The sequence below is a fragment of the Pseudomonas sp. HUK17 genome (genome assembly GCF_001566765.1).
Genome location: NZ_LSMW01000012.1, coordinates 19,039 through 31,451, shown reverse-complemented (window position 1 = coordinate 31,451; position 12,413 = coordinate 19,039). Strand labels below are relative to the sequence as shown.

The 12,413-nt window shown below is 65.9% G+C and carries 12 protein-coding genes; 2 read left to right on the top strand and 10 right to left on the bottom strand.

All coding sequences use genetic code 11. The features are described from left to right. Positions 1–65: 65 nt before the first annotated feature. Positions 66–1,691, bottom strand: coding sequence for a methyl-accepting chemotaxis protein (locus AX284_RS07095; protein ID WP_064307117.1), 1,626 nt, complete (start codon positions 1,689–1,691; stop codon positions 66–68). Positions 1,692–1,816: 125 nt separating this feature from the next. Continuing rightward, positions 1,817–3,391 (bottom strand): methyl-accepting chemotaxis protein, encoded by a 1,575-nt coding sequence (locus AX284_RS07090; protein ID WP_231356102.1) that lies wholly within the window; start codon positions 3,389–3,391, stop codon positions 1,817–1,819. Here AX284_RS07090 and AX284_RS12080 point away from each other — a divergent pair. Further along, positions 3,299–3,496, top strand: coding sequence for a hypothetical protein (locus AX284_RS12080; protein ID WP_017641522.1), 198 nt, complete (start codon positions 3,299–3,301; stop codon positions 3,494–3,496). The genes AX284_RS07090 and AX284_RS12080 overlap by 93 nt on opposite strands. A 120-nt stretch (positions 3,497–3,616) precedes the next feature. On the opposite strand, the gene gbcA is transcribed toward AX284_RS12080, so the two are convergent. After that, a complete protein-coding gene (gbcA, locus tag AX284_RS07085; RefSeq protein ID WP_017641523.1) occupies positions 3,617–4,909 on the bottom strand; it encodes a glycine-betaine demethylase subunit GbcA in 1,293 nt (430 codons plus the stop codon). Between the two features lie 328 nt (positions 4,910–5,237). Here gbcA and AX284_RS07080 point away from each other — a divergent pair, with 328 nt between their 5' ends. Then, complete coding sequence (locus tag AX284_RS07080; protein ID WP_017641524.1) at positions 5,238–6,335, top strand: hybrid-cluster NAD(P)-dependent oxidoreductase; 1,098 nt, start codon at positions 5,238–5,240, stop codon at positions 6,333–6,335. A gap of 229 nt (positions 6,336–6,564) precedes the next feature. On the opposite strand, the gene AX284_RS07075 is transcribed toward AX284_RS07080, so the two are convergent. From AX284_RS07075 to AX284_RS07045, 7 genes are all read right to left on the bottom strand, one after another. Continuing rightward, positions 6,565–7,677: a hybrid sensor histidine kinase/response regulator gene (locus tag AX284_RS07075; RefSeq protein ID WP_068384361.1), complete on the bottom strand. Its 1,113-nt coding sequence runs from the start codon at positions 7,675–7,677 to the stop codon at positions 6,565–6,567. Next, complete coding sequence (locus tag AX284_RS07070; protein ID WP_068384359.1) at positions 7,670–9,427, bottom strand: ATP-binding protein; 1,758 nt, start codon at positions 9,425–9,427, stop codon at positions 7,670–7,672. The genes AX284_RS07075 and AX284_RS07070 overlap by 8 nt, the downstream gene beginning before the upstream one ends. Beyond that, positions 9,420–10,400 (bottom strand): SpoIIE family protein phosphatase, encoded by a 981-nt coding sequence (locus tag AX284_RS07065; protein WP_068384357.1) that lies wholly within the window; start codon positions 10,398–10,400, stop codon positions 9,420–9,422. The genes AX284_RS07070 and AX284_RS07065 overlap by 8 nt, the downstream gene beginning before the upstream one ends. Beyond that, positions 10,397–10,750 carry an ATP-binding protein gene (locus tag AX284_RS07060; RefSeq protein WP_017641528.1) on the bottom strand — a complete coding sequence of 118 codons (354 nt, stop codon included), beginning with the start codon at positions 10,748–10,750 and terminating at the stop codon, positions 10,397–10,399. The genes AX284_RS07065 and AX284_RS07060 overlap by 4 nt, the downstream gene beginning before the upstream one ends. Positions 10,751–10,754: 4 nt before the next feature. Then, positions 10,755–11,180, bottom strand: coding sequence for an STAS domain-containing protein (locus tag AX284_RS07055; RefSeq protein WP_068384355.1), 426 nt, complete (start codon positions 11,178–11,180; stop codon positions 10,755–10,757). 9 nt (positions 11,181–11,189) lie between these two features. Beyond that, positions 11,190–12,029, bottom strand: a complete 840-nt coding sequence (locus AX284_RS07050; protein ID WP_017641530.1) for an STAS domain-containing protein — start codon at positions 12,027–12,029, stop codon at positions 11,190–11,192. Between the two features lie 118 nt (positions 12,030–12,147). After that, positions 12,148–12,411 (bottom strand): PepSY domain-containing protein, encoded by a 264-nt coding sequence (locus tag AX284_RS07045; RefSeq protein WP_007160186.1) that lies wholly within the window; start codon positions 12,409–12,411, stop codon positions 12,148–12,150. Between the last annotated feature and the right edge of the window lie 2 nt (positions 12,412–12,413).

Here is a 12,413-nt window from a genome sequence, read left to right as displayed (position 1 = left end):
GTAGCGGTCGCCTCCCGGTTTTGCCACCGCGATGGGATCCGGTAGGGGTGTCCCTGCCGGACAGGTCACACGCGGAAGCGGCGGATCTGGCCGTTGAGCTCCACCGCCAGTTCGGAGAGCTGCTGGCTGGCGGCGCGGGTCTGTTCGGCACCGGCGGCGGTCTGCACCGACAGATCGCGGATGCGCACCAGGTTGCGATCCACTTCGCGGGCCACCTGGGCCTGCTCTTCGGCGGCGCTGGCGATCACCAGGTTGCGCTCGTCGATGCCCGATACCGACTGGGCGATGGCGGCCAGGGCGGCGTTGGCCGACTGCGCCTGCTCGCGGGTCTGGCGCGCCTGGTCGGCGCTGGTCAGCAGCGCATCGACGGTTTGGCCGGTGCCCTGCTGGATGCTGCCGATCATGCCTTCGATCTCGCGGGTGGATTCACCGGTGCGATGGGCCAGGGCGCGCACCTCGTCGGCGACCACGGCGAAGCCGCGACCGGCATCACCGGCACGCGCGGCTTCGATGGCGGCGTTGAGCGCCAGCAGGTTGGTCTGTTCGGCGACCGAGCGGATCACGTCCAGCACCTGGCTGATGTTGCGGGTCTGTTCAGCCAGCTGGCGGGCCTGTTCGCTGGCACCCAGCACGTTTTCGGTGAGCACCTCGATTGCGCCCAGGGTATCGCCCAGCTGCCGCTGGCCCTGGCGCGCGGTATCGGCGGCCTGGCGCGATTCGGACGAGGTGGAGGTGGCATTGCCGGCCACTTCGTCCACCGCCTGGCTCATCTCGGTGACCGCGGTGGCCGCCATCTCAATCTCGCTGTTCTGCTGTTGCAGGCCGTTGGCGCTCTCCTGCATGACCGCGGTCATTTCCTCGGCGGCGGAGGCCAGCTGGGTAGCGGAATGGCCCAGGTGCCCCAGCGTGTCGCGCAGATTGGTCTGCATCTGCTGCATGGCCTGCAGCAGCTGGGCGGCTTCGTCGTGACCGCGGGTATCCAGGGTCTGGGTCAGATCGCCGCTGGCGATGGTCCGGGCGGCGGCCACGGCCTCGGCGATGGGCCGGGTCATGCTCAGGGTCAGGCGCCAGGCCAGCAGCACGGTCAGACCCAGGGCCAGGGCGATGACCATCCAGGTGATGGAGGTGGCCTGGGCATAGGTGTCGCCGGAGTGCTGGGAGGCGGCTTTGATGTCTTCCTGGTTGATCTTGCGCAGGGCTTCGGTGCGCTCGTTCATCTGCACGCCGAGCTGGGCCATGCTGGTCTGGATCAGGCTGCGGGCCTCGTCGACCTTGCCGGCCCCGATGAGGTCGGCGAGTTGCGCGGTGTAGCGGACATAGTCGCCATGGATCTGGCGCAGGGCCTCGAAGGCCTGGCGCTCGCGGTCGCTGCTGACGAGCTTGTCATAGCGACCGAAAGCGGCGCCGATGTCGGCATTGATGCTGTCGATCTTCTTGCGCGTGTTGGCGACGGTAGCGGCGTCCGGAATGGCCAGTAGGCGCAGTACCTCGACCCGGGTGCGGGCCAGTTGCAGGGCAAGGTTGTCGGCTTCGACGATGCTGGGCACGTTGTTGGTCTCGATCACCTGGCCCTGGGCCCGGATCTGCGACAGTTGCAGCAGGCCGAACAGGCCCAGACTGGCGACGAGGATGGCCAGCAGGCCGAAACACAACACACTGCGAATGGCTAGGGAGAAGGAACGAAAGGTCACGGCGGCAGCCCCGGTGAAGAGTGAGGTCTCCTTTAACGGCTAGAGGCGCCGCGACTTTATGGTCATTCGTCTTAAAGCTGACTGTTGACGACCCGACGGCTTCTAGCCTAGGGGCTGATACTCGCTCAGAACTGGAAGCGGCGTACCTGACCACTCAAGGTCGCTGCCAGATCCGCCAGTTGCTGGCTGGCGCCCCGGGTCTGCTCGGCACCGGCGGCGGTCTGCACCGATAGATCGCGGATGCGTACCAGATTGCGATCCACCTCGCGGGCCACCTGGGCCTGCTGCTCGGCGGCGCTGGCGATCAGCAGGTTGCGTTCGTCGATGCCGGATACCGCATCCGCGATGGCAGCGAGGCCGGCATTGGCCGCCTGGGCCTGTTCCCGGGTCAGTCGTGCCTGATCGGCACTGCTCAGCAGCGCATCGACGGTCTGGCCAGTGCCCTGCTGGATATTGCCGATCATCTTCTCGATCTCGCTGGTCGAGTCCCCGGTACGCTTGGCCAGGGCCCGTACCTCGTCGGCCACCACGGCAAAGCCGCGGCCCGCCTCACCGGCCCGGGCGGCCTCGATGGCGGCGTTGAGCGCCAGCAGATTGGTCTGCTCGGCCACCGCGCGGATCACGTCCAGCACCTGGCTGATATCGCGGGTCTGGCTTTCCAGCTCACGAGCCTGGGCGCTGGCGCCGAGGACCTGCTCGGTGAGGGCTTCGATGGCGCCGAGGGTCTCGCCCAGCTGGCGCTGGCCCTGGGCCGCGGTCTGGGCGGCCTGGCGCGACGCGGTAGAGGTCGAGCCGGCATTGCCGGCGACCTCTTCGACCGCCTGGCTCATCTCGGTGACGGCCGTGGCGGCCATTTCGATCTCGTTGTTCTGCTGGCGCAGGCCGTGGGCGCTTTCCTGAGTCACCGCGGTCATCTCCTCGGCGGCCGAAGCCAACTGGGTGGCCGAATCGCCGATGTGCGCGAGGGTCTCGCGCAACTGGCCCTGCATCTGCTGCATGGCCTGCAGCAGCTGGGCCGCCTCGTCGCGCCCGCGAGCGTCCAGCGGCTGGGTCAGGTCGCCGGTGGCGATGGTACGCGCCGCCGCAACGGCCTGGGCGATGGGCCCCGCGATGCTGCGGGTCAGCCGCCAGGCGAGCAGGGCGGTGAGGGCCAGCGCCAGCAGGATCATCAGCCAGGTCACGGTGGTGGAGCGCGCATAGGCGGTATCGGCCTCGTTACTGGCCGTATGGATATCCTGCTGGACCACGTTGCGTAGCGTCTCGATGCTGGCGTTCATCCGGAGACCCAGTTGCGCCATGTTCTGCTGGACCACCTGGCGCGCCTCGGCCATCTGGCCGGCACCGGCCAGGTCGGCCAGCTGCCGTACGCCCTGCATGTATTCCCGGTGCACCTGGCGCAGATCGTCCAGTGCCTGTCGGCTCTGTGGCGACAGCGCGCCTTGCTGATAGCGCCCGAAGGCGGCCTGGACCTCGGTACTCAGGTCGTCCAGCTTCTTGCGGGTGTTGGTCAGGGTTTCGGCATCGGGCATGGCCAGCAGACGCAGGGTTTCGATGCGGGTTCGGGCCAGCAGCATCCCCAAGTCATTGGCGGCGACGAGCGTGGGGATATGGCGCTGTTCTACCTGATGACCCAACTGGCGGATTTGCGCCAACTGAAACCAACCGAACAAGCCGAGGGCAGCGACGAGTGTCGCAAGAATGCCAAAACACAGCAGATTGCGAGTAGCGATGGACAGCGAGCGAAGAGTCATGATGAGCCCGTGAAAGACGATTCAAAACGTGAACAGGCTCACAACTTTATGTGATGTTTTAAAATAAAGACGCTAAAAAGGGGTGCGTCAAAAAACCGCATTAACATAAAGACAGTTTATTGGCATGCCCATGGAGCCCTTGCGACTCCATGGGCGGCTTGGAATTCGCGTTCCTCAGTCACCGCCGACCTGGCGTAGATGCGCGGCTGGCGCCTCTTCGCCGAGGTTGTTGAGCAGCCGCTCGCTGTACCAGTCGATGAAGTTGATCACGCCGAATTCGTAAGTCTTTGAGTAGGGACCCGGCTGGTAGGCCTTGGAGTTGATACCACGCTGGTTTTCCTCGGCCAGGCGACGATCCTGGTCGTTGGTGGCATCCCAGACCTTGCGCAGGTTGACCGGATCGTAGTCGACGCCTTCCACGGCGTCCTTGTGCACCAGCCACTTGGTGGTCACCACGGTCTCGGTCGGACCCAGCGGCCAGACGGTGAAGACGATCATGTGATCGCCCATGCAGTGGTTCCAGGAGTGCGGCAGGTGCAGGATGCGCATGGAGCCCAGGTCCGGGTCCTTGATGCGACCCATGAGCTTCTGGCAGCCGGGCTTGCCGTCCAGGGTCATGGACACGGTGCCGGCGAGCAGTGGCATGCGCACGATGCGGTTGCGCAAGCCGAAGCTGGCATGGGCGTAGGGGATGTTGTCGGCGTCCCAGCGCGTGGTGCAGGCGGCGACCTGATCCTTGAATGCCTGGGAGGCACGCGGATCGGTGACGTCGTCCCATTCCAGCAGGGTGTTCAGCAACTCGGGGTGGGAGCCGCTGCAGTGATAGCACTCGCGGTTGTTTTCCAGCACCAGCTTCCAGTTGGCCTGCTCGACCAGGTCGGTGCGTACCGCGACCTTGGCGTTCTCCATGTCGTACGGCTCCATGTAGTGCTCGAGCGTACGCAGGAAGTCGTCGATGGCCGGCGGTTCGTCGGCCAGGGAGATGAAGATGTAGCCGCCGGCGGTCTTGACGTGGATCGGCTTGAGGTTGAAGTCGGCCATGTTGAAGTCGGCGCCCATCTCGGTGCCGGCGAACAGCAGACGGCCGTCCAGCTCGTAGGTCCACTGGTGGTAGGGGCAGACCAGCTTGGCGACCTTGCCCTTGTCGCTCACGCAGAGGCGCGAACCGCGGTGACGGCAGACGTTGTGGAAGGCGTGGACCTTGCCCTCGGCACCGCGGACCACCAGGATGGGATTGTCACCCAGCTGCAGGGTGATGAAGTTGCCCTTGGTGGGGATCTCGCAGGTCATGCCGGCGATCAGCCATTCCTTGCCGAAGATCTCCTGCATGTCGATCTGGAACAGGCGCTCGTCGTTGTAGAACGGCTGGGGCAGGGAGTAGGTGCGCTCGCGGGTGCGCAGCATCTCGGCCGTGGCCTTGCGGGCCGGATCGAGAGGGTCGCCCAAACTCAAGGTGCTGACGTCCATCGTACATCCTCGTGGCCACCGCAGCGGGTGGCGAAAGTGGTTGGTCACGGTATTGCAAGGCTATTGGCCGACAGGACAGGGCCGCCGAATGACCCCGTGCTTCGCCCGTCGCGCGCTGTTCAGGTTCGGCTTGGGGCGGAGTGTGGGGCCGGAGCCGGGAGGGGGCCTTGCTCATGGGCGACATGGCCGACGCTGTTCACGACGCCCCAGCCCTTGCCCCTGCTGGGCCGGTCGCCATCGGCATGTGGATGTCGCGATTGGGAAAGTGGCGGTCGTGGGGCCCTCCCAGAATCGCCGCCAATAGCCCCAGTGGCAGTCGAGGTGCGTCATGAATACCTTCCTCAACCCCGTAACCACCCAGACCTGGACCAATGGCCGCCATCCCGTGCGCTGCGTCAAGGTCATCCAGGAAACCTGGGACGTGCGCACCTTCTGCTTCACGGCCGAAATCCCACTGATGTATTTCTTCAAGCCGGGCCAGTTCGTGACCCTGGAACTGGAGATCGATGGCCGGCAGGTGATGCGCTCCTACACCATCTCCAGCTCGCCCTCGGTGCCCTACAGCTTCTCCATCACCGTCAAGCGCGTGCCGGGCGGCCTGGTATCCAACTGGCTGCACGACAACCTCAAGGTCGGTGAAAACCTGGCCGTGCATGGCCCGGTCGGCCTGTTCAACGCCATCGATTACCCGGCCGACAAGGTGCTCTACCTCTCCGGCGGCGTGGGCATCACCCCGGTGATGTCCATGGCGCGCTGGTTCTACGACACCAACGCCAGCGTCGACATGGTCTTCGTGCACAGCGCCCGCACCCCGCGCGACATCATCTACCAGGGTGAGCTGGAGCACATGGCCGCGCGGATCGACAACTTCGCCCTGAACCTGGTGTGCGAGCGCACCGAGCACGGTGAGTCCTGGGCCGGTTTCCGCGGCTACTTCGATCGCCGCATGCTGGAGCTGATGGCGCCGGACTTCCGTGAACGCGAGATCTTCTGCTGCGGCCCCACGCCCTACATGAACGCCGTCAAGGCCATGCTCCGCGAGCTGGACTTCGACATGACCCGCTACCACGAGGAATCCTTTGGCGCGACGCCACCGGAAGCCAAGGTCGAAGCCGCCGAACAGGCCGAAGCCGCCGCTGACCTGCCGCCGATTCCCCTGGAAGCCCAGTGCCTGATCTCCTTCACCGAGAGCGACAAGAGCGTCAGCATCGGTCCCGGCGAGACCATCCACGGCGCCGCGGCCAAGCTCGGCCTGCACATTCCCAAGGCCTGCGGTATGGGCATCTGCGGCACCTGCAAGGTGCTCAAGAAAAGCGGCGAGGTGGTCATGGACCACAACGGCGGCATCACCGAGGAAGACGAAGCCGAAGGCTACATCCTGTCCTGCTGCAGTATTCCGCAGGGGGATGTGCAGATCGAGTTTTGAGGAGGAGGGCGGTTGGGCTGAACCTGAGCGAAGCCCAACGCTGCCCAGATCGAGCCCGCTATGTCGGGCTTCGACGGTGGAGCTGTCTCAGCCCAACCTACATCACGAACTTCAGTAGGTTGGCGCTGAGCGCAGCGAAGCCCAACGCTGTTCAGGTCGAGCCCGCCATGTCGGGCTGCGACGGTGGAGCTGTCTCAGCTCCACCTACATCCGGTCCCTAGGCGCTGCGCTAGGCCAGGCGCAGCGGCAGGTGCAGGGTGATGATCACCTCGCCCGCGCCATTGGCGAAGCGCGCCTCGCCACCAAAGCTTTCGCTGAGCGCCTTGACGATGGGCAGGCCCAGGCCCCAGCCGCGCTTGTCGCTGCGGGTGGAGATGAAATAGGGCGTGGCCAGGTTGGCCAGGACCTCGTCGGGAAACTGCCCCAGGTTGCGTAGCTCCAGCATGACCTGATCGCCGGCCAGCCATTGCCGCACCTGGATCGGCGTTCCCGTGTCGCCATGCTTGGCGGCGTTGAGCACCAGGTTGTCGAAGATGCGCAGGAAGGCGTATCTGTCCCACAGCACCTCCAGCGCCGGGGTCTCCAGTTGCAGCTCGAGGTGATTGCCGAATTGCAGCTGCAGATTGGCGGCGGCGTCGTTCAGCAGCGGACCCAGCACCAGCGGATCGCCGCTGAGACGGACGCCGCCGCCCAGGCTCATGTGGCTGATGTCCAGCACGTCGGTGATCATCTGGTTCATGCGCTGCAGGTTGTCGTGCAAGGTCTGCAGCAGATCGTCGGTGCGTCGCGCCGGGCTGCGCTGCATCAGGTTGACCACCATGGTGGCGGCCGTCAGCGGCGAGCGCAGGTCGTGGTTGAGCGATCTCATGAAGCGTTCCAGCATGACCTTTTCCGCCTGCAGGTTCTCGCTGCGGGCGATGGCCGAATTGCGCTGCTGCTCCATGTGCCCGACCCGGGAGCTGGCCTTGAGCAGGGCGCCGACGGTGGCCAGCACCTCTTCCGGATTGATCGGGTGGGTCAGGTAGGCCTGGGCCCCGGTGTTGAAGCCCTGGGCCTTGTCCTTGCCGGAGACGAAGGTGGCCGAGATGTTGATGATGGCCGGCAGCCGACCCCAACCGCACCTCTGCTCGATGGCCTGGATCAGCTCGAAGCCGGTGGTGTCCGGTAGATTGACGTCGATGATCACCAGTTCGACGGATTCGTCGATCAGCGCCAGGCCAGCGGCACCGCTAGCCGCTTCCAGCACTTCGTAGTGGGTCTGGCTGCCGAGGATCTTGCGCAGCACATAGCGATTGGCCTCGGTGTCATCGATGATGACGATACGGCGCTGGGTACTAGTCATCGGACAGGCTCCGCGCCAGCGCACAGACCTCGGCCAGCAGCCGCTCGGCGTGATCGGGGGCGTGCTTAAACAGGATGGCGTGGCAGTAGTCCTGCAGGCGCTGGCGACCCGCTTCGTCCAGGGGCTGGGCGGTGTTGATCAGCACCCGTCGGTGCATGCTCCAGTCCATGCTGGCGAGTAGATCCTCGCCGTTGATGTCGGGCAGGTCGAGGTCGAGGATGATGATGTCCGGGCGTACCGCATTGAGCCGATCCAGGCTGCTGCGGGCGCTATCGGCCTCTAGCAGCACCGGATTGAGCCGTTCGAGGGTACGACGGACCAGATAGCGATCCCCTTCGTTGTCTTCGATCACCAGCACGGTGAGGCCGCTGAGATCGGGTTCCGGTTCGGCAGCGCGGTGACTGGCGTAGTGGCGCGGCAGGCGCAGGGTGAAGCGACTGCCGCGGCCGACCTCGCTGTCCAGGGACAGCTCGCCGCGCAGCAGCACGGCCAGGCGTTGCGCCAGGGGCAGGCCCAGGCCGGTGCCTTCGATATGGGTCAGGTGCGGCGAGCGGATCCGCTCGAATTCCTCGAAGATCTTCTGCTGATCCGCGGCGGCGATGCCGATGCCGCTGTCTTCCACCAGGAATTCCAGGCTGGCGTCGTCCGGCTGGAACACCTGGATGCGCACCTGGCCCCGAGGGGTGTACTTGAAGGCGTTGGAGATCAGATTGCGCAGCACCTGGAACAGCCGGCTCTCGTCGGTATCCAGCAGCACCTCGGCGGGCGGCGGGGCGACGCTGAAACTGACCTGGGGATAGCGCGGCGCCAGGGCGGCGGCGAACTGTTCCAGGCGGTCGACGAAGGTCCCCAGCGGGAAGGGCTGGGGCACGATGGTCAGGCGACCGGACTGTACCTCGGCCAGGGCCAGCAGCTCGCTGACCAGATTGGCCAGTTCCAGCGCCGCATCGCTGATGAAGCGCACCTGGCGCTGCTGTTCGGCATTGAGCGCCCCGTCCACGCCGCTGGCGAGCAGCTTGGCGACGTTCTCGATGATGTTGATCGGGGTGCGGAATTCATGGGTCATGTTGGAGAAGAAGCGCGTCTTCGCCTCGCTGGCCTCCTTGAGTTCCTGGGTGGCCTTTTCCAGTTCGGAATAGAGCGCCACCACCCCCTGATTGGTGTTTTCCAGTTCCTTGTTGGTGACCTCCAGCTCCGACTGGCGCAGTTGCAGTTCGGTGTTGGTCAGCAGCAGTTCTTCGCTCTGCAGGCGGATCTGCTGATAGGGATCCGGTGGCGGACTGCCTTGCAGGTCGGCCGTCAGCGCCTGGAGCAGGTCAGCGTGGGGAAAGGGCCGTGGCGCCTGGTACTTGCGGGCGGTGATGCAGGTGCCGGCGGGGGAGGTCTGGATGTCGAAGTCGTCGAACAGCCGCTGGGCGCCGCGCAGGCCGATACCCATGCCGGTGTTGGAGCGATAGCTGCCGGCGCGGATGGCGTCCATCTCGGCGATGCCCGGGCCCTGGTCGACCGCACGCACCTCCAGGCCGCGCAGGCGCTGGCCGTCATCTCGCAGCAGGGCGAAGTCGAAATGCCCGCTGCCGGCGTACTGATGGATGTTGCGCGCCAGTTCGGAGACCGCGGTGGCCAGACGGATCTGCTCCAGCACCGGCCATTCCAGAGCCGCGGCCAGGCGCTTGGCGGCCTGGCGGCAATGCACGATGTCCTGCTCGCTGCGCAGGGCGAGGGTCAGCAGGGGCAAGACGTCAGACATGCTTGAGTACCAAAACGGTGGCATCGTCGGCGGAGCGCCGGAAGTCGCGATGCAGAAGGGCGGCGATCAGCGCCGGATGGCGCGCCCCGAGCCCGGAGTGCTCGCCCAGGCCTACCTTGGACGTCAGTCCATCGGAGTTCAGCACCAGCAGGGTGCCGGGTGTCCAGGGGTAGGTATAGGTCTGGATCCGTCCGATCCGGTAGCCCAGGGTGCCATTGTTGGACACCAGGCTGCGCGAGGTGTTGCCGAGCAGGCGCCCGGCGATGTTGCCGATGCCGCAAAAGCTCACCTGGCCCTGATCGGGGTCCAGCTCGGCCAGGGCCAGGGCGGCGCCACGGGTGTCCATCAGCGCCTGGTGCAGGTTCTCCATCAGTCGCTGCAGCGGCAGGTGCGCGCCATGGCGCAGGAACAATTCTCGCGCCCGGCGACTGGCCGTGGCGGCCTGCCGGCCGTGTCCCAGGCCATCGCAGACCAGCAGGCGGCGCTCGCTGACCGCCCAGGTGTCGCCGCAGACCTCTTCCTCGGGATGCGGCGTGCACAGGGCGCCATGCTGCAGCCGGCTGCTGGGCGTGCCCGCCAGATGAAAGCGGGCCAGCACCACGGTGCCCTGACCGGGTCGCGAATGGATGTCGAACACATCGGCCTGCCGGCGGATCGCCCCCAGGCCGGCACCCAGCGTCGCGGCCGTGCTGTAGTGATCGCTCAGGCAGCGGGCGACGTCGTGCATGCCCGGGCCGCGATCCACCGCCAGGACATCGAGCACGCCTTCGCCGCTCAGGGTGGCCAGGAGTTCGCCATGTCCGGCATGCCGAACCAGGTTGTAGCCCAGCTCCTGGGCGACGATGGTCAGGCGCCCGAGCAGGGTTTCATCGGTGGTGACGGTGCCGGCCAGGCGGACCAGGGCGCGCCGGGCGGCATCGACATGGACCGTGGTGGTCACCGGCAGCACCAGGCTGCACGGCTGGTCGTTCATCGCCACTTCCAGAGCTCGACGGTGGTGCCCTGGCCGGGCTGACTCTCGATGTGGAAGTCGTCCACCAGCCGCCGCGAACCGGAGAGCCCCAGACCCAGGCCCTTGCCCGAGGTGTAGCCGTCGACCATGGCGCGGTCGAGGTCGGCGATGCCCGGACCCTGGTCACGGATCACCAGGCGGATCGCCGGCTTGCCGGCGCGCAGTGTCTCCTCGATCAGGCATTCGCCGCCCAGTCCGTAGACCAGGCCGTTGCGCGCAATCTCGCTGGCCGCGGTGACGATCTTGGTCTGGGAGATCAGGCCCAGGCGGATGGCTTCGGCGACCTTGCGCACCTGCTGACGGATCAGCACGATGTCAGTCTCCTGGCGGAGTGGAAGCGTCTGTGTCTTCGCCACCCTCTGACTCCTCCAGCGATTCGTCCGCGGCGACCATGGCTTCCAGCCGGCGCATGCCCTTTTCCATGTTCAGCGCCGTGGCGATGCCCTCCAGCGACAGCCCCAGTTCCACCAGGGTGATGGCCACCGCCGGCTGCATGCCGACCACGATCACCTTGGCATCGAGGATGCGCGAGACCTGGGCGATGTGGGACAGCATCCGGCCAATGAAGGAGTCGACGATTTCCAGGGCCGAGATGTCGATGAGCACGCCCTTGGCCTTGTGGCGGACGATCTTCTCGGTGAGGTCTTCCTGCAGGTCCAGCGCCAGCTGGTCGTGCATGTCCACCTGGATGCTCAGCAGCAGGAAGGGGCCGAGCTTGAGAATCGGAATCCGGTCGATCATGGCGCGCTCCTAGCCCTTGGCGGGGGCGGCCAGGCGCACGCCCTGCTGGCGCAAGGCCAGGCGGAAGGCATCGGCCAGCGACGCCTTGGTGATCACATCGCCCAGGTCCACGCCCAGATGGACGATGGTGGCGGCGATCTGCGGGCGGATGCCGCTGATGATGCACTGGGCGCCCATCAGCCGGGCGGCGGTCACCGTCTTGAGCAGGTGCTGGGCGACCATGGTGTCCACCGTGGGCACGCCGGTGATGTCGATGATGGCGAGGTCCGATTCGGTCTGGACGATCTTTTCCAGCAGCGACTCCATCACCACCTGGGTGCGGTTGCTGTCCAGCGCGCCGATCAGCGGGATGGCCAAGATGCCGTCCCACAGTTCCACCACCGGGGTGGACAGTTCCAGCATGCTTTCCTGCTGCTCGCGGATCACCGTCTCGCGACCGTTCACATAGCTTTCCATGCTGTACAGACCGAGGTCGTCGATCAGCCGGGTGGCGGCCCAGATTTCAGCGAGGGGATCGTCGCATTCGTTCTGGATCAGCGTGAACAGCGGCTCCTTGAGCGAGAAGACGAAGGTCGCCGTCTGCGACGGCGTCAGGCCGGCACGACTCTGGTCGAAGGAAAACCGCTCCAGCAGCGCGCGCACCGGCTGCCAGTGCGGCTCGCGCAGATCACCCAGGCCCTGGGCGGCGGCCACGGTGATGCGCCGCAACAGCTCGGCGGAGTTGGCCAGGATGGTGGTTTCGTCGAGCAGGTCGATGCGCATGCCGGCCGCGCGCTGGGCGCCGATCCAGGCGTCGAGCAGCGCCCGCTCGTGGGTGCGCAGCAGCTCGACCAAAGCGGTACTGTACATGGGGGTTCCTAGGTGACGAAGAGGGCGGCTCAGGAAGGGCCGACCGGACGAAGAGGGTGTGGGAAAGAGACGGCAGGCGCGAAGGGGGACCCGGCGCTACGGCCAGGTCCCCGAGAGATCACATGTCCATCTTTTCCTTGGTGATCTTGCCGGTCTTGGCGTCGGCATGGAAGTCATACTTCATACCATCTTTCTTCATGCCTTCGCCTTCCCACTGACCGTCATCGGCTTCGATCTTGGTGATCGAGGTGTAGCCCTGCTCCATGAGCTTGGACTTGACGTCGTTCATGGGCATCCAGTCGGCGCCGGGCTGGTCGGCCAGGGCCGCGGTGCTGGCCAGGACGGAACAGGCAAACAGGGAAGCGAGCAGCTTGGATTTCATCG

What these genes read in the sequence shown, in the direction of transcription:
- AX284_RS12080 (WP_017641522.1), top strand. Translation starts at nt 3,299, where the DNA reads ATGGCGCTGTTCTACCTGATGACCCAACTGGCGGATTTGCGCCAACTG.
- gbcA (WP_017641523.1), bottom strand. Translation starts at nt 4,909, where the DNA reads ATGGACGTCAGCACCTTGAGTTTGGGCGACCCTCTCGATCCGGCCCGC.
- AX284_RS07080 (WP_017641524.1), top strand. Translation starts at nt 5,238, where the DNA reads ATGAATACCTTCCTCAACCCCGTAACCACCCAGACCTGGACCAATGGC.
- AX284_RS07075 (WP_068384361.1), bottom strand. Translation starts at nt 7,677, where the DNA reads ATGACTAGTACCCAGCGCCGTATCGTCATCATCGATGACACCGAGGCC.
- AX284_RS07070 (WP_068384359.1), bottom strand. Translation starts at nt 9,427, where the DNA reads ATGTCTGACGTCTTGCCCCTGCTGACCCTCGCCCTGCGCAGCGAGCAG.
- AX284_RS07065 (WP_068384357.1), bottom strand. Translation starts at nt 10,400, where the DNA reads ATGAACGACCAGCCGTGCAGCCTGGTGCTGCCGGTGACCACCACGGTC.
- AX284_RS07055 (WP_068384355.1), bottom strand. Translation starts at nt 11,180, where the DNA reads ATGATCGACCGGATTCCGATTCTCAAGCTCGGCCCCTTCCTGCTGCTG.
- AX284_RS07050 (WP_017641530.1), bottom strand. Translation starts at nt 12,029, where the DNA reads ATGTACAGTACCGCTTTGGTCGAGCTGCTGCGCACCCACGAGCGGGCG.
- AX284_RS07045 (WP_007160186.1), bottom strand. Translation starts at nt 12,411, where the DNA reads ATGAAATCCAAGCTGCTCGCTTCCCTGTTTGCCTGTTCCGTCCTGGCC.